The organism is Paenibacillus dendritiformis, assembly GCF_021654795.1.
In the GTDB taxonomy this organism is placed as follows: Bacteria; Bacillota; Bacilli; order Paenibacillales; family Paenibacillaceae; genus Paenibacillus_B.
The window spans coordinates 5339584-5357992 of sequence record NZ_AP025344.1; the positions used below are offsets into that span (position 1 = coordinate 5339584).

Annotated in this window: 12 protein-coding genes and 1 riboswitch; of the genes, 7 read left to right on the forward strand and 5 right to left on the reverse strand. The window is 59.3% G+C overall.

The features are described from left to right. The first annotated feature begins 137 nt into the window (after positions 1–137). Positions 138–1313 (forward strand): ribosome small subunit-dependent GTPase A, encoded by a 1176-nt coding sequence (gene rsgA, locus L6439_RS23725; RefSeq protein WP_237096629.1) that lies wholly within the window; start codon positions 138–140, stop codon positions 1311–1313. 144 nt (positions 1314–1457) lie between these two features. On the opposite strand, the gene L6439_RS23730 is transcribed toward rsgA, so the two are convergent. Then, positions 1458–2423: an MBL fold metallo-hydrolase gene (locus tag L6439_RS23730; protein WP_213470568.1), complete on the reverse strand. Its 966-nt coding sequence runs from the start codon at positions 2421–2423 to the stop codon at positions 1458–1460. A 461-nt stretch (positions 2424–2884) separates the two neighbouring features. Here L6439_RS23730 and L6439_RS23735 point away from each other — a divergent pair, with 461 nt between their 5' ends. Further along, positions 2885–4036, forward strand: a complete 1152-nt coding sequence (locus L6439_RS23735; protein ID WP_168182676.1) for a virulence factor — start codon at positions 2885–2887, stop codon at positions 4034–4036. Between the two features lie 169 nt (positions 4037–4205). Here the strand turns inward: L6439_RS23735 and L6439_RS23740 are convergent, their stop codons facing one another. The 4 genes from L6439_RS23740 to L6439_RS23755 form a co-directional block, all read right to left on the reverse strand. After that, positions 4206–6044 (reverse strand): ABC transporter ATP-binding protein, encoded by a 1839-nt coding sequence (locus L6439_RS23740; protein ID WP_213470567.1) that lies wholly within the window; start codon positions 6042–6044, stop codon positions 4206–4208. A 1130-nt stretch (positions 6045–7174) separates the two neighbouring features. Further along, entirely contained in the window at positions 7175–8029 is an 855-nt protein-coding gene (locus tag L6439_RS23745) for a MurR/RpiR family transcriptional regulator (protein ID WP_237096630.1), read from the reverse strand. Between the two features lie 24 nt (positions 8030–8053). Then, complete coding sequence (locus L6439_RS23750) at positions 8054–8932, reverse strand: ROK family protein (RefSeq protein ID WP_213470566.1); 879 nt, start codon at positions 8930–8932, stop codon at positions 8054–8056. A gap of 66 nt (positions 8933–8998) precedes the next feature. Further along, positions 8999–9694: an N-acetylmannosamine-6-phosphate 2-epimerase gene (locus L6439_RS23755; protein ID WP_172879052.1), complete on the reverse strand. Its 696-nt coding sequence runs from the start codon at positions 9692–9694 to the stop codon at positions 8999–9001. Between the two features lie 337 nt (positions 9695–10031). Further along, a riboswitch (Lysine riboswitch) is annotated at positions 10032–10218 on the forward strand. A 117-nt stretch (positions 10219–10335) separates the two neighbouring features. Between L6439_RS23755 and L6439_RS23760 the strand changes: the two genes are divergently transcribed. The 5 genes from L6439_RS23760 (at position 10336) to L6439_RS23780 (ending at position 18381) form a co-directional block, all read left to right on the forward strand. Beyond that, on the forward strand, positions 10336–11796 hold the full coding sequence (locus tag L6439_RS23760) for an amino acid permease (protein ID WP_168182671.1): 1461 nt from the start codon (positions 10336–10338) through the stop codon (positions 11794–11796). A gap of 141 nt (positions 11797–11937) precedes the next feature. Further along, positions 11938–13311: a cytochrome ubiquinol oxidase subunit I gene (locus tag L6439_RS23765; protein WP_213470565.1), complete on the forward strand. Its 1374-nt coding sequence runs from the start codon at positions 11938–11940 to the stop codon at positions 13309–13311. Further along, positions 13308–14345 carry a cytochrome d ubiquinol oxidase subunit II gene (locus L6439_RS23770; protein WP_168182669.1) on the forward strand — a complete coding sequence of 346 codons (1038 nt, stop codon included), beginning with the start codon at positions 13308–13310 and terminating at the stop codon, positions 14343–14345. Before L6439_RS23765 ends, L6439_RS23770 begins: the two co-directional genes overlap by 4 nt. A gap of 114 nt (positions 14346–14459) precedes the next feature. Further along, positions 14460–16949, forward strand: a complete 2490-nt coding sequence (locus L6439_RS23775) for a GH39 family glycosyl hydrolase (RefSeq protein WP_213470564.1) — start codon at positions 14460–14462, stop codon at positions 16947–16949. 196 nt (positions 16950–17145) lie between these two features. After that, on the forward strand, positions 17146–18381 hold the full coding sequence (locus L6439_RS23780; protein ID WP_213470562.1) for a PTS sugar transporter subunit IIC: 1236 nt from the start codon (positions 17146–17148) through the stop codon (positions 18379–18381). The last annotated feature ends 28 nt before the right edge of the window (positions 18382–18409 follow it).

Consider the following 18409-nt stretch of genomic DNA (forward strand, 5'->3'; position numbering starts at 1 on the left):
TCCCAAGCGTCGGCCCGCCTGGTACCGTGCTCCCGAACTTGCTGCCGCTGCGTCGTCTGTCCCCGCATGGGACACGTTGGTACTGCACCGCAAGTTCATTTTAATGCGGCATCGACCGCACGAAGGAGATATCAGGCTTGTACGAAACCGATAGCTATTGCAACACCCGAAATGACCGCAATCAACAACGCAATGAAATACATGGAGCTGCCCTGAGCAGCGATACGTTGGCCGGGCTGGCCAGCCTCGGCTGGGACAGCCGCTGGACCGAGACGTGGAGCCAGTGGTTGGACGGGCTCAACGAAGCGGCGCTGCGCCGCTATGCGGGCGGCTTGGTGCCGGCGCGCGTCTTGCTCGCGCACAAGCATCTGTACCGCATCGCCGGCCCCGACGGCAGCGAATGGCTGGCCGAGGTATCCGGCCAGGCGCGCAGCCAGATGACGGCCCCGGCCGATTGGCCGGCCGTCGGCGACTGGGTTGCCGCCGCGCCGCGGCCTGCGGAAGGCCGCGCGACGATCGCGGGCGTGCTGCCGCGCCGCAGCCTCTTCGCGCGCAAGGTCGCCGGCAACCGCCCGGAGGCGCAGGCCGTGGCGGCGAACGCCGATGTCGCGCTGCTCGTCACGTCGATGACTACCGACTTCGAGCCGCGCCGGCTGGAGCGCTACGCCGCGCTCGCCTGGGACAGCGGCGCCATGCCGTGCATCGTGCTCACGAAGGCCGATGCGGCCGAAGATGCCGACGCCTTCATCGCGCAGGCCGAGCTCGCCGCGCCGGGCGCCGACGTGTTCGCGGTGTCCGCGCTGACCGGCGCCGGCCTGGAACGGCTGCGCGCGCGGCTTGCCCCGGGCACGACAGTCGTCCTCGTCGGCTCGTCCGGCGTGGGCAAGTCGACGCTTGCCAATGCGCTTGCCGGCGGCGAACGTATGACGACGCAGGAGGTGCGCGCCAGCGACGGCAAAGGGCGGCACACGACGACGCACCGCGAGCTGCTGCCGCTCGAAGGCGGAGCGTGGCTCATCGACACGCCCGGCATGCGCGAGGTCGGCATGACCGCCGCCGACCATGACGGCTTGTCCTCGGCCTTCGGGGACATCGAGATCTTGGCGGCCGCCTGCCGCTTCCACGACTGCGCGCACGGCGGCGAGCCGGGCTGCGCGGTGAACGCCGCGATCGCCACCGGCGAGCTGGAAGCGGGCCGCCTCGCCAGCTACCGGAAGCTGCTGCGCGAAGAGGCCCGGATGCGCCGGGAGGAGAAAATCCGCTTGCGCCGCCTGGAGACGAAGGGCGCGAGGAAGCCAGGCAAGCGCCGCTAGGCGGGAACGGACCGTCCGTCCGGGAGCCGGCCGTCCGCCCCTGGCGGGCGGCTTCCTTCCCGCCGGACGATCCCCCCTGATCAACAAAGCCATCTGCCCTAGGCGAAGCGCCTTGGCAAATGGCTTTTCTCATGGATTACATCTCTATTCTCTTCCGGGCCACGTCTCTCCCAGCGCGAGCAGCTTCACCTTCGCCTCATCGAGGTTCCGCCGCAGCCGCTCCGCTTCCAGCCGATCGAGCGCTTCCTTCGGCGTGTCGTCGGCCAGCTTGAAGGCGCCGTAATGCATCGGGATCATCAGCTTCGCGCCCACATCCTCGAATGCCTGCAGCGCTTCCTCCGGCGTCACATGCTGACGGGACATGAACCATTCCGGCTCGTAGGCGCCGATCGGCATCAGCGCAACATCAATCGCGAAGCGGCGGCCAATCTCCCGGAAGCCCCGGAAATATCCGCTGTCCCCGGCGAAATAAACCGTCTCCTTCGCAGGCGGCCGTTCCCCCGTCTCCACGGCTTCGACTTCCACTCGTTCCAGCACATACCCGCCCCAATGAGAGCGGTTCATATCGGACAGTGTCCGCCGCGTCCAATGCTGGGCCGGCACGAAGGTCACCCGGACGGAGCCGATCACGAGCTCCTTCCACCATTCCAGCTCAACTGTCTGCGGGAAGCCTTTGCGCACCATTTTCGCTTTGAGTCCTCCCGGCACGACCAGCAGCGTACGCGGTCCCGCCAGTCTGCGAAGCGATCCCATATGCAAATGATCATAATGGGAGTGCGAGATGAGAATGACATCAAGCGGCGGCATCCGATCAATCGGAATTCCGGGCGGAGACAATCGCTTCTCCATCGCCATGCTCGCCGCCCATACCGGATCCGTGGCGATATTCAAGCCGCCTATTTGGAGCAGGAAGGTGGAATGCCCGATCCAGGTAATGGACAGGCTGCCGTCATTGGCATGCAGCCGGGCGAGATCCGGCTCCACCTGCGGAACGACATAAGAATAATCCTTCTGCTTCAGCCGCACTTTGCGTTCGGCGCGCCAACGCCGGAATTGCTTCCATGCTTTTTCTGTCGACACATTGTCCATATTCGTGTAATAGCGCTTCATGGCACCACCTCATTTGCACACCAAGTATTCGTAAGCGTAAGCCTTGCCGTTCGTACGTGCAGCAGCAAGGAAGGGGCCGAGCAAGAAAAATGATTCTCGTACTAGAATAACAAATCGGTCCCGCGAACTCCAATTCGCGCCCGGCTCGGCCTGTCGTCCGGCGATCCCCGGCCGAAGCCGCCGCTCCCCCTTCCGCGCCGCGTGCGGCCAGGCGCTGTCTGCCTCTATCGTATGCGCAAGCCGCAGCGCCGTCTATCCCCGTCCGCCAAAAGCAGCGAACGCCCACGGCGCCGCGCCGGTCGCGGTTGCCGGCGCAGCCGGGAGCCCTTTCTCTATTTTTAACTCAAAGCGGCCCGTTCCAACCTCCCCCGCACAAAATGCTTGTCCGGCGGCCGCATTGTTCGCGGGTGTGCCTTCATGTACAATGGAGACATAACAGAACGACGCAGGAGGTGCCGTCAATGCAATTGATCACAATCGAACCGACGCCGAGTCCGAATTCCATGAAGCTTCATCTGGACGAGACGCTGCCGGCGGGCGTACGGCGAACCTACTCTGAAGACAACCGCCGCTCCGCGCCGCCGATCATCGGGCAGTTGCTCGATATCGAGGGCGTGAAGAGCGTTTTTCATACCGCGGACTTCATCGCGCTGGATCGTTATCCGAATGCCGATTGGGCCCGCATCCTGGCCGATGTGCGGGATATTTTCGGGCAGCCGCAGGAAGAGAGCGGGCAGGGCGAGGAATGGTCGGCCTGGACCTCCTTCGGAGAGGCGCAGGTCTATGTGCAGTATTTCCGCGGCATTCCGATGCAGATTCGGGTGCAGGCGGATAACCGGGAGGAACGGGTCGGCCTGTCCGAGCGCTTCGTGAAGGCCGTCACCGAGGTCGCCAGCGCCACCTTGATCAAGGAGCGCAAGCTGAGCGACTACGGCATCCGCTATGGCGAGCTCGCCGATATCGCGCGCGAGGTCGAGCAGGAGCTGGAGGCGGCGTATCCGGAGGAACGGCTCGCCTCGCTCGTGCGCCAGGCGATCGAGAAGGCGAAGAGCGATGAGCCGTTCATCGAGGAGCGCCGCGAGCTGACGGAGGAAGAGCTGACCGCGCGCCTGAAGGACAGCGATTGGCGGGTGCGCTATGCGGCGCTCGATCGGATGGAGCCGGAGGCCAGCCGCCTGCCGCTGCTGGCGGAGACGCTCCGCGATCCGCAGAGCCAGATTCGGCGGCTGACAGTCGTCTATCTTGGCGAGATCAAGACGCCGGAATGCCTGCCGCTGCTGTTCGAAGCGCTGCGCGATGCCTCGGTCAGCGTGCGCCGCACAGCAGGGGACACCTTGTCCGATATCGGCGATCCGGCGGCGATCGAGCCGATGATCGAAGCCTTGCAGGACAAGAACAAGCTGGTCCGCTGGCGGGCGGCCCGGTTCCTCTACGAAGCGGGAGACGAGCGGGCGGTGCCGGCGCTGGAGGAAGCGGTGAACGACACCGAGTTCGAAGTCGCGCTGCAGGCGCGCATGGCGCTCGAGCGGATTCGCTCCGGCGAGGAAGCCGTCGGCACGGTCTGGCAGCAAATGGCCCGCCTGCGCGCGCAGTCCCAAGCCGATCGGTCCTGACGCGAAGCCGGGCTGCAGCGGTACAGAGGTTAACGAAATAACGGAACGGCGGGATGCCTCCCTCTTCACGTGACGGTACGCCTGCCTGCCCGCAGCAAAAAGACGGTATCCGGAAAGAGCGGATACCGTCTTTTGGTCCATACCCCGACTCTGCACCCTCGGTATCGGCTCAGAGTCCCGGCGACGGGGCCATTGCCGCCTCCTCCGGATGCAGCTTCGCATGGAACTGCGTCGTGTACAGCGAGGCATAGCGCCCTTCCCGCTTCAGCAGCGCTTCGTGCCCTCCCCGCTCCACAATCTCGCCCTCTTCCACGACGAGAATCTGGTCGGCAGAGAGGACCGTGGACAAGCGGTGGGCGATGACGATGGTCGTCCGCCCTTGCATCAGCTCGGACAGGGCCGCCTGCACATATGCTTCCGATTCGGAGTCCAGATGGGATGTCGCCTCGTCAAGAATAAGGATGCGCGGATTTTTGAGAATGGCCCGCGCGATCGCCAGCCGCTGCCGCTCCCCGCCGGAGAGACGGTGCCCCCGCTCGCCGACGACGGTCTCATAGCCTTGCGGCAGGCCGGCAATCATATCATGAATATACGCCTTGCGGCAGGCCTCCTCCAGTTCGGCCTGCGTCGCGCTATCCTTGGCGATTCGCAGGTTATCGGCCACCGTCGCGTGGAACATGAACGATTCCTGGGTAACGTACGCGACCTGGGCGCGCAGCGACTCCAGCGTCACGTCCTTCACGTCATGGCCGTCGATGGAGACGGTGCCTGAAGTTGCGTCATACAGGCGGCCGATCAGGTTGATTAGCGTCGATTTGCCTGCGCCGCTCGGCCCGACCAGGGCGACCGCCTCGCCGGGCTCCGCCCGGAAGCTGATGCCGCGCAGCACCTCTCCCCCGCTGCCATAGCGGAAGGTAACGTCGGCGAATTCCACCGCGCCTTGAACCGTGCCCAGCGTCTTCGCATTCGGCCGATCCGTCACCTCCGGCTCCATATCCATATATTCGAAAATACGATGGAACACGCCCATCGCGGTCACGACCTCGACATGCAGATTCAGCAAGGTTCCAAAGGGCTGATACAGCCGGGACAGATAAGCCGCAAAGGCGACGATCGCGCCAATCGTCATCGGGCCGTATATGACCTGATAGCCGCCGTACATATAGATGAGCGCCGTGCCCAGCGGCCCCATCGTCGAGACGAACATGAAGAACCAGCGCCCGGCCAGATTGAGCTTCACTTCCAGCTCTTTCACCTTGTTGTTCTGTTCCTCGAAGCGGGCCTGCAGCGCCGCCTCGCGCCCGAAGATCCGGCTCAGCATCGCGCCCGACACGCCGAACACTTCCCCCAATTGCGCGGACATATCGGCCCGCACCTTCTGCGTCTCCGCGCGAAGCCGTTTGCGGTAGCCCGCTACTTTGCGCACCGGGATCATCGACAACGGCAGGATGACAATCGCCATCAGCGCCAGCTTCCAGTCGAGGGTGAACAGGATCCCAATCGTCGTGCAGATGATGACGATCTGCGTGAGCGAAGAGACGGCGACGTTCGTGACCACATTCTGTATCGCGGCCACATCATCGGTCACCCGCTGGATCACCTCGCCGGAGCGGGCGGCGGTGAAGAAGCCGACCGACTGCCGCTGCAGGTTGCGGAACAGCCCCTGCCGGAGGTCGGACATAATATGCTGCGTCACAAGCGTATTGAGATGGCTCTGCAGCACGCCCAGCATCCCGCTTGCGATCGGCAGCCCGACGAGCAGGGCGGCGCAGGTCAGCAGCAGCGCCACATCCTTGTTCGGGATGGCAATGTCGATAATTCGCTGCATCACGAGCGGCGGCAGCAATCCGATAACGGCGCCGGAGAGCGCCAGAAACACAATCAAAAAAAGCCGGAACAGATACGGTCGGAACAAGGCCCCGATCCGCTTGAAGGACACATCCTTCACCGAGACGCGCGGCTGCCCCTTCGTGATTGGAGCCGGGCGGTTGCCCCAGCCTTGGTACATTGAGATTCCCCCTCATCATCCGGCTTCTCTCCCCATGCACGCCGGTATATGTCTTGCCTTACACTGTCACCTTTGTAGTACTGTGATGTTGTATCTATTATAATCGCAAAAAGTGGGTTAGGAAGAGCTTGCCCATAGAAAAAACGGGGGTGGGCTCCGTGCCGCTCGCAGCACCATGTCTCAAAAATCCTGCGAAAATACAGGATTCATTATCGCGCCTTCTTATGAAAATAAAAATCCTGCAAAACTGCAGCAATCCCCCCCACCTCAAGGTGAAATGGAGACAAATCGGCGAAAATCCTGCATCCCTGCAGCAATTCGGCTGAAAAGTGGCATAAACAAAAGAAAATCCTGCATTTTTGCAGGATTTCTTCCCGGCAGACTTGGCAGAATTGCTGCCGGGAGGCCTGCACAGCTTCCCATCCTCTGGATTTGCAATATTTTGACCATGCAGGCTGTACAAAGTCTCTCCTTTGAGACGGTGGGGGACCTACGATGCAGAAGGAGAGGATTCTTCTAACCAGACATCGGACACTGCGGAGGTTTCTACCAGACATGCTCAGGAGATTGCTACTGCTGCGGAGGTTTCTACCAGGCATGCTCAGGAGGTTTCTATTACTGCGCAGGTTTCTACCAGGCATACCGAGAAGCTTTCTACTCCTGCGCAGGTTTCTACCAGGCATACCGAGAAGCTTTCTACTCCTACGGAGGTTTCTACCAAGCATACCGAGAAGCTTTCTACTCCTGCGGAGCTTTCTACCAGGCATGCTCAGGAGATTTCTACTCCTGCGGAGCTTTCTACCAGGCTTACTGAGAAGGTTTCTACTCCTGCGCAGGTTTCTACCAGGCCTCCTGCAGAGTTCTTGGCTCTCCAACAAGTAGTGCGGATCTCCTCTCCAGGCTCTGCAGGGGAGCTTCCCTGTCCAGGCCGCCAATTACCGCTCTGGCTTCCCCGGCAAGCGCCGCCTGTGTGGCCGACGAAAAAAAAGAGCAGTCTGCAGCGACTGCTCTCCGGCGGAAGCCATGAAAATCTGCAATGGCGATCGATACGGGAAAGTGAAGGAGAGCCAGAGAAGGAGCGAAACCGTTCCCCCGTGCGCTCCCCCCTGCCCGCGCCCGCGGGGGCCGCCCTACAGCAGCTTCTCAATGACGGCGTTGGCCGTGCTCTCCTTGTTGTCGATCGATTCCTGGTACGTGCGCTTGAAATACTCGACATACAACACGTCCAGCAAGTAAAGCTGCGCGATCTTCGCGGACAAGGAGCCGCCCTGGAGCGGGCCCTCATTCGCTCCGCAGAGAAGCGTCACATCCGAGTGCGTCGTCAGCGGAGATTTGACGAAGCGGGTGATGGAGATGAGCTTGGCTCCCTTCTCCTTTACCTTCTTCGCGACCTCGATCGTATCCTTGGTCGAGCCCGAGTACGAGAACATGACCGCCACGTCGCGCTCGGTCATGAGGGCGGCCGACATCATCTGAAGATGGGAGTCGAAGGAGCATTCCGTCTTCCTGGTGATGCGCATAAATTTGTTCTTCGCTTCCAGCGCGGTAATCAAGGACGTGCCTACGCCAAAAAAATGAATGCGCTCCGCCTGCACCATATAGTCGATCGCCTTCGCGATATCCTCCGCCTTGAGGAGATCGCAGGTCTCGTTCATCGCGTTGACATTCGTGGTCAATACTTTGGATGCCACCTGCTCGATCGTGTCGTCCATCCCGATCTGCTCGGTGAGCTGCGGAATTTCATTTTCCACCGTAATGCTGTGCGCCAAGGCGATCTTGAATTCCTGATAGCCCTTGAAATGGAGCGACTTGCAGAACCGGAAAATGCTTGATTCGCCGACCCCGCAAGCATCGGCCAGATCGGTGATGGACATGTAGATGACGCTCCTCGTATGCTCCAATATATAATCCGCTACTTTGCGCTCGGTGTTCGTGAAGGAATTATACATGGAATGAATGCGGGTCAGAATACTTACATTGCGCAATGCATCCACCCCCCTCATGTCTAGTTACGGCAAAAAACGCGATGCGGCGCCCAGCAGCCCCGCCTTGTTCCCCAGCGAAGCCTTGACGATGCGAACCCCGGCGAAGCTGTCCATAATGAACTCCTTCGTCCGCGCTTCCGCCTGGCGGACCAGCTCGTCCCGCTCCATGACCCCGCCGCCGATCACGATGGCGGACGGATTGAAGATATGGACGATCGACGCCAGCCCGGCCGCGACTTCCGTGATCCAGTCGTCAACGACGCGGCGCAGCGGCTCGTTGCCTATGTCTATTTTATCAAATAATATCCGCCCGTTGACACATTCCGGGTCAACCTGCCGCGCCAACTGAACCAAGGCCGTTGTCGAGGCGAATTTCTCGTAATACGGCTTGAAGTCCGGATCGCGGCGCTCCGCCCAAGCATGCGTCATCATATGGCCGAATTCGGCGGCCACGCCATTCGCGCCCCGGTAAATCTCTCCATTCATGACGATGGCGCCGCCGATGCCCGTCCCGTAGGTCAGACACAGGAAGTCGGCATAGGACCGGCCGGCGCCGAAGCGTCCTTCGCCCAGCGCCGCCGCGTTGACATCGTTCTCGACCCGGACCGGCTTGCCGAACCGCTCCGATAGCCTGTCCGCGATGCGCATCCCGGTGTACCCCGGAATATTTTCGTTGGCATAGACGATGACGCCCGCTTCCGCATCGACCTGCCCCGCCGTGCTGACGGCAATCGCGTCATAGCCGCTGTACTCCTCCAGGTGACGAATAAGCTTCTCGATGACATGCTCGCCGCCGCGCTTGCTCCCGGTCTCGTATTCCTGGAACCGCTCAATCCGTCCCGACTCGTCGCACAAGCCGATCTTGGTCGAAGTCCCGCCAATATCCGCCGCCACAATTTTCATAACATACGCCCTGCCCTTCTATATGAGCTATATAGAAAACATGAGAACATGACTTGACGTTAACCTTCAGCCTTGCTCAATGACCTTCACGAAGCGCTTCGTAATCTCCATCGGTCTCGTAATCGCCGAGCCGACGACAGCCGTATGCACGCCAAGATCGAAGGCCCGCTTCAGTTCCTCCGGCGTCGAGATGCCGCCTTCCGCGATGACCGGAACGGATGAAGAGGCCGCCAGCTTCCCGAGCAGCTCGAAATCGGGCAGCGCCTTGCCCCGGGTCGCTTCCGTATAGCCGCTCAGCGTCGTGCCTATGCAATCGAAGCCCAGTTCAATCGCCGTCATGGCCTCCTCGTAGGTGGAGCAATCCGCCATAAATAATTGATCCGGATACTTCGCCTTCAACTGCGGGAACTGCTCGGAAATCGTCGTTCCGTCCGGCCGTACCCGATCCGTCGCGTCCATCGCGATAATATCGACGCCTTCGCGATAGAGCATTCCCACTTCCCGGTCCGTCGGCGTAATAAATACGTCCGAGCCTTCATAATCCTGCTTGATAATGCCGATGATCGGCAGTTGGACCTGCTTCTTAATCTCCTGAATATCCTCGACGCTGTTCGCGCGAATTCCCGCCGCTCCGCCGAGGAAGGCGGCATACGCCATTCGCCCCATAATGAACGGGCTGTGAAGCGGCTCATCCGGCAGCGCTTGGCAAGATACGACCAACTTTCCTTTGACCTGTTCGAATACATTGGCATTTCTGTTCATCTGCATGCATCTCCACATTAGTAATGTATTTCTTCACTCTGAAGTTATCCTTACTATATCACCGTCCGCGCCATGCAGTAAATTATTTTCTTTTTTCTATTTATTTTTGAAAAAAATTTCTTCCGGTAAAATCTATTCGCTTCCATTCATTTCGCCCGCATTGCGGTTTTCGCCAACTCCCTGAATATGGACAGCTCTTTTGCGGACACCGGAACACCATTCGACATATCATGCAAACTTTCGGCAACATTTGTCATTGATTCCCCCCGGGGTATTCTTTATACTTAACCAATATAACGTGCCATTGTGCACAATATGCAAATCCTCATCCTATCCGAGATGAGGTAGAGGTTGCGGTTGTTAGAAGTATCTCTGCGGAGGCGGGAAGCGCCGAGGATGCAGAGGGAAAGGAACCACCGCCGAAGTCTGCGGGCATCTTCCGGCACGCAGGCTGGGGCTGTTGCCGAAAGGTGCAGCACTGTCATGCGGGATTACCCGATCCTGTATGGTGCGCTATCTTTTATGGAAGGGTATGATGGGGACGGTCTAACCGTCGGACGTGATACGCTCGAACGGTTTTTTGTCATGTCGCCGCTCCTTCCGAAGCTATTCAACTAAGAAGGAAGGCAGGGTTTTACGCAATGAAAGCTACTGAAGATAATCGGCAGTCCGGGCTGCGCCGCAGCCTGAAGACCCGTCATATTACGATGATCGCGCTTGGGGGCTCCATCGGCACCGGGCTGTTCCTGGCCAGCGGCGGGGCCATCGCCCAAGCGGGACCGGGCGGCGCGCTCGTCGCCTATATCGCCGTCGGCATCATGGTCTATTTCCTGATGACCAGTCTGGGCGAGCTGGCCACCTATATGCCGGATCCCGGATCGTTCAGCACCTATGCGACCCGCTTCGTAGATCCGTCGTTCGGGTTCGCGCTCGGCTGGAATTTCTGGTTCAACTGGGCGATTACGATCGCATCCGAACTGGTCGCCGCAACGCTCATCATCAAATACTGGTTCCCCGACAGCAATTCCTTTTTATGGAGTCTTCTGTTCCTCAGCATCATCTTCTTGCTGAACTATTTGTCGGTCAAAGGCTACGGGGAATCCGAATATTGGTTCGCGATCATTAAAATCGCGACTGTCCTGATTTTCCTCGCTGTCGGCGTGCTGATGATCTTCGGCATCCTGGGCAGCGAACGCGTCGGCTTCGAAAATTTCCGGATTGGGGACGGACCGTTCCATGGCGGATTCTTCGCCTTGCTCGGCGTCTTCATGGCGGCAGGGTACTCGTTCCAAGGCACCGAGCTCGTAGGGGTCGCGGCCGGCGAGAGCGAGAATCCGCGCGAGAGCGTGCCGCGCGCCATCCGGCAGGTGTTCTGGCGAATCCTGCTGTTCTACGTGTGCGCCATCTTCGTCATCGCGCTGCTGATTCCGTACACGCATCCGAGCCTGTTGGCGAGCGATGTGGACAGCATCAACACGAGCCCGTTCACGCTCGTCTTCGAGAAGGCCGGATTCGCGTTCGCAGCCGCGATTATGAATGCCGTCATTCTGACCTCCGTGTTGTCGGCCGGCAACTCGGGCATGTATGCCTCGACGCGGGTCCTCTGGGTGCTCGCGAAGGAGGGCAAGGCGCCCAAGTTCCTGAGCAAGCTGAACAAGCGCGGCGTGCCGATCAACGCGCTTATCGTCACGACGGTTATCGGGATGCTCGCCTTTCTGGCCAGCTTCTTCGGGGACGGCGTCGTCTATATCTGGCTCTTGAACGCCTCCGGCATGTGCGGCTTCATCGCCTGGCTCGGCATCGCGATCAGCCACTACCGCTTCCGCCGCGCCTTCGTGAAGCAGGGCCACGATCTGAAGGAATTGCCTTATAAGGCGAGATTCTTCCCGTTCGGCCCGCTGTTCGCCTTCGCGCTCTGTCTGATCGTCATCGTCGGACAGAACTATCAGGCCTTCACCGGGGAGGGCATCGACTGGAAGGGCTTGTTGATGACCTATATCGGCCTTCCGATCTTCCTGTCCGTCTGGCTCGGTTACAAATGGAAGCACCGGACGAAATTGATTCCGCTGGAGGAGTGCAAATTCGACTCCCCGCACGAATAGAATACGGCCCGCTTGCGCTATCGGGAATATCCCCCGGCGCAAGCGGGCTTTTTTCTGTGCTGGCGAACTGGGTAATCATGCATATCCCGCACCTATTTTCCACACACTAGGCGGTAATGACTGCAGAAGAGGTGTGTATGTATGGATTCCGTTACGATGACCCGCTCCCTGTTCGGCACATCGATGGCCTTCCACATTATATTCGCGACGCTGGGGGTCGGCATGTCGCTCATGATCGTCTTCGCCGAGATTATGTACTGGCGCAAGAAGGACTCGGATTATGCCATCATGGCGAAGCGCTGGACCAAAACGCTGGGCATCCTGCTCGGTGTCGCCATTCCGTCAGGCACCATCGTCGGCGTCATGCTCGCCCTCTTGTGGCCGGGCTTCATGGAGATCGTCGGCCAAGTCATCGCGCTTCCGTTCCAGATCGAGATTTGGGCCTTTTTCTTCGAGGCTCTATTTATGGCCATCTACTTCTATGCGGCGGATCGGTTGACCCACGGCATGCGCATCCTGAGCGTCTTCTTCGTCATGGTCGGAGCGAGCGCCTCCGCCGCGCTGATTACGGCCGCCCAGGCCTGGATGAATACGCCGGCCGGCTTCCGCATCGCCGACGGGAAGATTACCGACGTCGATCCGTGGGCGGCGTTCTTCAATCCTTCCTACCCGACCTCGGCGCTGCATGTGCTGAGCACGGCCTATATGACCGGCGCCTTCTTCGTGGTGACCGTGGCGGCCTGGCGCCTTCTCAAGCGCAATGTATCGGAGCGGGAAGCCGCCTATCACCGCAAGGGGCTCATGCTCGGCCTCATCATCGGGCTCGTCATGACGCTCGCCACCGCGGTGAACGGCCATGCCGCCGCCCAATCGATGTACCGCCACAATCCGGAGAAGCTGGCCGCAGCCGAGGCGCTGTTCGAGACGACGACCCATGCGCCGCTAGTCCTCGGCGGCATTCCCGATCCCGAGGCGCGGACGATCAAATACGGGATCGAATTCCCGGGCATGCTCAGCTTCCTCGCCTCGAACCGGTTCGACGCCGAGGTGAAGGGGCTCAATGAGATTCCGCGCGAGGATTGGCCGCCGCTCTTCGTCCACACCTTGTTCAACCTGATGGTCGTGATCGGCTTCGGCCTGCTCGGGCTGTCGCTTGCGGTCGTGCTGTGGCGCGCGTTCACGCGCCAATCGCCGCGCCCTTATCCGCGCTGGCTGCGCTATGCGCTGGCCGTCACCGGACCGCTGTCGCTGCTGTCCATCGAGATCGGCTGGATTTTCAGCTGCTCCGCCCGCCAGCCGTGGACGATCTACCGCATCCAGCGCACGTCGGAGGCGGCACTGCAGAGCGGCGATATGGGCTCCTTGTTCCTCCTCTTCGTCGGCATCTATGTGCTGCTGCTCGTGCTGACGGCGCTCGTGCTTCGCTTCTACTTCCTGCGCCATCCCGTATCCGCGGAGCTGCAGGAGCCGGCGCCGGACCATGACCGTCCGCATACGGAGGAGGCCTTTACATGAACGATGCCACGATCGCGATTTCGATATTGTGGGTGTTCCTGTTCGTCTACAGTCTGCTCGGCTCGGTCGATTTCGGGGCCGGCTTCTGGTCGATGATCTACGGCCGCCGCAGCGAGGACGGCCGGGCCGCCGAGCTGGCCAACCGGTACTTGTCTCCTTCCTGGAAGGTCACCAATACGTTCCTGGTCCTGTTCGTGGTCGCGCTCGTCGGATTTTTCCCCGGAGCGACGCTTGGACTTGCTTCCGTGCTGCTCGTCCCCGTCTGTCTCGTGCTCGTGCTGCTCACGCTGCGCAGCGCCTTTCTCGTATACGGATATTCCGTCCACCGGTACGGGCGCACGATCAGCATTATCTCGGGCGTGACCGGGCTGCTCATCCCCGGGCTGCTCGTCTCGGTGCTCCCCGTGACGCTCGGCGGCTTCATCATCGACGAGCCGGGCGGCGGGTTAACGCTCGACTTCGGCAAGCTGCTGGCCAGCCCGACGCTGTATGCGCATCTCGCCTTCGGCTACGCGACGGAGCTGTTCTTCTCGGCCCTGTTCCTGGCCGATTACTCCCGCGAGGCGCGCGATGCCGCGACCTACCGCATCTACCGGCGCTGGGCCGTCATCTTCGGCCCCTTCAGCCTGCTGACCGCGCTCGCCGTCACGCTTACCGTCCAGCCGGAAGCTTCCTGGATCGTCGAGGGCTTCCGCCAGCAATGGGTCGGCTTCGCGCTGTCCGCGGCCGCCTTCGCCATCGGTTATGCCTGTCTGTTCGTCCCGCGCCGGGACGGCTGGAAGGGGCATTCCCGGGCCGCCGTCGCGCTCGTCATCTTGCAGTACGCCTTCGCCAGCTACGCGTACGGGAGAGCCCATCTGCCCTACATTATCTATCCGGAGCTGACGATTGAAGCGAGCATCACGAATCCGGCGATTTTCCGTTCGCTGCTCATCAGCTATATCATCAGCGCGCTGCTGCTCGTCCCGGTCTTTTATTTGTTCTGGAAGCTGTTTTTGAAGGACCGCCGCTACTTCGAGAACGAGCCGGAATGACAGTAGCGGAAGCCGCGTGCTACAGTGATAGTGCGCATGAGGGAGCTATGAGCGCAGGCGTCCGTTAGGATCAAGCCGGATCGGCCGGATGCCGCGCTTGCGAGGAGGAATACCATGAAATACTTGTACGAGTTCATCGAACACCAGGACGACATGCCGTTCCGCATGTTCATCAACAGCGTCGATCATGTTCATTTCCATTGGCACAAAGAGGTGGAGATGATTTGCGTCCTGCAGGGGAGCGTGCGGATCTATGTCGGCCGGGACAATCATGAATATCAGCCCGGCGATTTCCTGTTCATCAACAGCTTGTCCGCTCACAAAATCGAACAGACGGGCCAGGACAACGTATTGCTGACCCTGCAGTTCAGTCCCGAGCTGCTGGAGCGGCCCATGCATATTCATTGCAGCTCGCTTGATCGCGGGGCCGACGGCAAGCCTGAGCATGACAAGCTCCGCTATTACCTGGCGCGAATGGCGTGGGAGCTGAACAAAAAGCCTGCCGGGTACCGCTCTTGCGCCGTAGGGCTGCTGCATATGCTGATTGGGCATCTGGTTCGCTCCTTCCCGCATGAGGCGCTTCCGGACAGCGAACCGGGAGCCGAACCAGGCAGCGATTATGAACTCAGACGGTTGAACCGGGTTCTTCAATTTATCGACAAGCATTATAGTCAAAAGATCACGCTGCAGGATATCGCGCGGCAAGAGCATTTAAGCCTGCACTATTTTTCCCATTTTTTCAAAGACAAAATCGGCATCCCGTTCCAAAAATACTTGACGCTCATTCGCTTGGAGAAATCCGCCGACCTGCTCGCGGGCACCAATAAAACCGTGACGCAAATCGCTTCGGAATGCGGCTTCGCCAATGTAAAAGCCTTCAATAGCTATTTCAAGGAAAAGTATGGCACAACCCCGACGGGCTATCGGGAAAAGCAGGAGCGGGACACGCTTAAAAAAAGCAGCCGCTGGAATGTAAGCACAGGCCCGATCAATGGCGCTTATTACGATATCGACACGATCCAGGCGATGGATTCCTTGTACGCTTATCTGGAGCGCGGCCATGAGCTGCCGCTCAGCGTGCCGGTGGCCAGCGACAGCATCTCCATTGATGTTCGCGCCGATGATCCGGTTCATCCCTACGAGCCCAACTGGAGGATGCTCACCACGGCCGGGCGGGCGATCGAGGGACTCCGCGCCGATTGGCAGGAGCAGTTCCGGGAGATGCAGTCGAGGTTGAAGTTCCGCTACATTCGCTTTCACGGAATTTTCAACGACGAGATGATGATCTACAGCGAGACGGAAGACGGCACGCCCGTCTATAACTGGTCTTATGTGGATCGGCTGTATGACTTTTTGTTGAGCGCCGGAACAAGGCCTTTTGTCGAGCTGAGCTTTATGCCTTCGCTGCTGCGCCGTTCCGACGAGACCATATTTTGGTGGAAGGGCAACATCTCTCCGCCTCGCGACATGGACAGATGGACGGAGCTGGTGCGCCAGTTCGTGCGCCATTGCGTGAACCGGTACGGGCTGGAGGAAGTGAAGCAATGGTATTTTGAAGTGTGGAACGAGCCGGATCTGGAGGGCATCTGCTGGGCCGGAACCCGGGAGGAGTACTTTCGCTTTTACCAGGCAACGGCGGAGGCGATCAAATCGGTGGATCCCGATCTGAGAACGGGCGGTCCCGCGCTGGGATACGGATCGATATGGAACGATACATGGGCGGAGGATTTTTTCGACTATTGCCGGGCCTCCCAGGCGCCGCTTGATTTCTTCTCGTTCCACGTCTATTCCGAGTACCCGTTCACCAGGTATGAAGAGCGGTTGACTACCATTATGCCGCCTGATTTTTACCGCAGCACGATCGAGCGGATCCGCGGCAAGCTCCACGCCGCACAGTTCCCCGTGATGCCGGAACTGCATGTGACGGAGTGGAACTTCTCGCTCTACGACCGGAATTATATTCATGACACGATGTTCATGGCCCCGTTCATTCTGCGGCATGCGCTCCAGTCTCAGGGGAATCTCCACTCGCTCGGCTTCTGGTCGTTCACGGACGTGTTCGAGGAGAGCCAGGCCGTTCCCTCCATCTTGCACGGCGGCTTCGGCCTAGTCAACCGCAATGGATTAAGGAAGCCCGCCTATTACGCGTTCGAGCTTCTTGCCAAGCTGAGAGGGAACCTTCTCCGGCAGGGGGACGGGTATGCCATTACGGCATCGGGCGGCGACTATTCGATTCTGTTGTACCATTACGTTCATGTCGATCCGTTGTTCGCCAGCGGCGATTGGTCCGGACTGACGGAGCGGGACAGATATACGGTATTTGAGGAAAAAGGGAATCTGGAAGTCGCGCTTCATCTCGACGGGCTGTCGGGGGACTATAAGGCGACAACGTACCGGCTCGACCGCGATCATGGCTCGCTGTTCGACGAGTGGGTGCGCATGGGCGCTCCCGGCACGCCGAGCGAGGAGGAAATCGATTATTTGCGGCGGAGAACGGGGCCGGCCGTCACGGTGGAATTCCTCGAAGCCGTCACTTCCTTCGATCGCCGCATCGTGATTCCGCCGCACGGCGTACAGCTTATCACCTTGCAGCGCCAATACTGAAGATGCAGACACCCTTTTTGACACAAGGGTGTTTTTTGCTGTCTCGGGCCGCTTCCTCCGCTTCGCGTTCCGGTTCGCGGCGGCCAGAAGAACAAAAAACGCCCCCCCAGTCGGCAATAAAGAACAAGAAAGCGCATTCATTTTTATCTAAACTAAAGATGTGCACGAAGGAACTAACCAAAGGAGGAACGGCCCTATGGATCGGTACATGAAGTGGATGAATGAACGTTTTGCGCCCAAATTAGACAGCTTCACGAAAAATGTATGGGTTTTCTCGATCCAGGAATCGATTATGATTGCTCTGCCGATGGTATTTATCGGCTCTTTGATTACACTGTTGTCCATACTCAATGATTTTATCCCGGGAATGCCGGATCTGTCGCCGGTCTCAACCTTCAGCTTCGGCCTGCTGGGGCTTTTCATCGCATTCCTCACTCCTTATAAAGTGATGGAACAGAAGGAACGCCATAAAATCAAGCTGATCGCGGGTTGTACCGGACTCTCTTTCTACCTGATGCTGCTGAAGCCGACATTCGGGGAAGACGGAACGATCAGCTTCATTATGGAGCGGTTCGGTCCGAGCGGCATGTTCACCTCGCTCATCGTCGGTGTGCTTGTCGCCGTTGTCTTTAGCGCGTTTCACCGGTTTTCTTTTTTCAAAAAAGATACGAGCCTTCCGGAATTCATCGTCGACTGGTTCGACTTTCTCGTGCCGATTGCCCTGCTCTTGGGTGCCGGATGGGTGCTGACGTATCCGCTGCAGTTCGACATCTTCGTCATGATCTTGAATGTGTTCGAACCGCTGAACCAGATTAGCCAGAGCTTGCTCGGGTTCGTGCTCTTCAATTTTATCGGGGTCTTCCTGTTTTCCTTCGGAATCAGCCCGTGGGTGCTGATGCCAATATTTTTGGCCATCTGGCTGCCCGCCATTGAAGCCAACGCCGTCGCTGTCGCCCAGGGCCTGGAGCCAACGAATATCAACACCTTCGAGACGTTCTTCTCCGGCTGGGTCGGGGTAGGCGGCATGGGGGCCACGCTGCCGCTGGTTATCTGGTTCCTCTTCGCCAAATCGAAGCGGCTGAGCGCCATCGGCAAGACGACGCTGGTGCCTTCGCTGTTCAATATCAATGAGCCGGTCATCTATGGCGCCCCGATCGCGTTCAATCCGATCTTGATGATCCCGATGTGGATTAATGGACTGATTGTCCCGATTATCGTCTATGTCGCGCTCGATCTTGGTCTTGCCGCCATTCCAAGCCAGTTGTTCCAGATGTGGTATACCCCGCTTGGCATCTCGTCTTACATCGTGTCGGGACTTGGCGGATTGCTCTTACTGGCGGTGGTCCTGCTCGTCATGTTCGCCGTCTGGTTCCCTTTCTTCAAGGCTTATGACATGCAGGAATTAAAGAAAGAACAGCAAGCGCAACAATAGAAAAGCTATAATAGCCTAGTACAGGAGG

What these genes read in the sequence shown, in the direction of transcription:
- L6439_RS23780 (WP_213470562.1), top strand. Translation starts at nt 17,146, where the DNA reads ATGGATCGGTACATGAAGTGGATGAATGAACGTTTTGCGCCCAAATTA.
- L6439_RS23750 (WP_213470566.1), bottom strand. Translation starts at nt 8,932, where the DNA reads ATGAAAATTGTGGCGGCGGATATTGGCGGGACTTCGACCAAGATCGGC.
- L6439_RS23770 (WP_168182669.1), top strand. Translation starts at nt 13,308, where the DNA reads ATGAACGATGCCACGATCGCGATTTCGATATTGTGGGTGTTCCTGTTC.
- L6439_RS23765 (WP_213470565.1), top strand. Translation starts at nt 11,938, where the DNA reads ATGGATTCCGTTACGATGACCCGCTCCCTGTTCGGCACATCGATGGCC.
- L6439_RS23740 (WP_213470567.1), bottom strand. Translation starts at nt 6,044, where the DNA reads ATGTACCAAGGCTGGGGCAACCGCCCGGCTCCAATCACGAAGGGGCAG.
- L6439_RS23730 (WP_213470568.1), bottom strand. Translation starts at nt 2,423, where the DNA reads ATGAAGCGCTATTACACGAATATGGACAATGTGTCGACAGAAAAAGCA.
- L6439_RS23775 (WP_213470564.1), top strand. Translation starts at nt 14,460, where the DNA reads ATGAAATACTTGTACGAGTTCATCGAACACCAGGACGACATGCCGTTC.
- L6439_RS23735 (WP_168182676.1), top strand. Translation starts at nt 2,885, where the DNA reads ATGCAATTGATCACAATCGAACCGACGCCGAGTCCGAATTCCATGAAG.
- L6439_RS23755 (WP_172879052.1), bottom strand. Translation starts at nt 9,694, where the DNA reads ATGAACAGAAATGCCAATGTATTCGAACAGGTCAAAGGAAAGTTGGTC.
- L6439_RS23760 (WP_168182671.1), top strand. Translation starts at nt 10,336, where the DNA reads ATGAAAGCTACTGAAGATAATCGGCAGTCCGGGCTGCGCCGCAGCCTG.